We start from the raw sequence: 739 nt of genomic DNA, 5'->3' as shown, positions 1-739 counted from the left end.
TAACGCCTGCATAACACGTTTGCTACTAGGCAAATTAAGCCTAAATTTACCACTTAATGCGGTAAACCCAAAGAAACCTAGAATGCCGAATGTAGCAAATCGTGTTGATGCATTTGTTAAATGCCTTTTTACGTTATATACTGAACCCACATACTTAATGCGCATGAGCGGTAACATTATGAGAAATCAATATAATACACAAGCGGTAAAGAAAGCGACCAATTTAACTTTAAATAGTGACCTGCTTGCTGAAGCAAAACGTTTAAAAATAAACCTTTCAGCAACAATGGAAAAAGCACTTTCACAGGAAGTGAGCAAACTAAAAAGACAAGAATGGTTAGAGCAAAACTCTGAAGCTATTGATGCTTGCAACGAACTAACCGATAAACACGGTCTTTTTTCTGATTCATACCGAGTATTTTAAATGTCTCAATTTACGCTATATAAAAACAAAGATAAAAGTTCCGCTAAAACCTACCCTTATTTTGTCGATGTTCAAAGTGATCTACTTGATAACTTAAATACTCGATTAGTCATTCCATTAACACCAATCGAATTACTTGATAAGAAAGCCCCAAGTCACCTTTGTCCTACGATTCATATTGATGAAGGTGACTTTATAATGCTGACTCAACAAATGACAAGTGTTCCAGTTAAAATCTTATCCGAACCTGTTAATGAGTTATCGACTTTCAGAAATGAGATTATTGCTGCAATTGATTTTTTAATCACTGGCATT

At 34.8% G+C, this 739-nt stretch carries 2 protein-coding genes; both read left to right on the top strand.

Features of this window, described 5'->3' with window-relative positions; genetic code table 11:
• Window positions 1-178: 178 nt before the first annotated feature.
• Window positions 179-424 (top strand): type II toxin-antitoxin system CcdA family antitoxin, encoded by a 246-nt coding sequence (locus PVK70_RS18815; protein WP_026029298.1) that lies wholly within the window; start codon window positions 179-181, stop codon window positions 422-424.
• Window positions 425-739, top strand: a 315-nt coding sequence (locus PVK70_RS18810) for a CcdB family protein (protein ID WP_012535038.1), incomplete at its 3' end; no start/stop codon positions are given.

This window comes from Aliivibrio sp. A6 (assembly GCF_028765505.1).
GTDB lineage: Bacteria > Pseudomonadota > Gammaproteobacteria > Enterobacterales > Vibrionaceae > Aliivibrio > Aliivibrio finisterrensis_A.
The sequence above is the reverse complement of the archived record's forward strand: the minus strand, read 5'-3'. Positions and strand labels throughout refer to the sequence as shown.

Coding starts and splice junctions, on each gene's coding strand:
- PVK70_RS18815 (WP_026029298.1), top strand. CDS start 179: ATGAGAAATCAATATAATACACAAGCGGTAAAGAAAGCGACCAATTTA.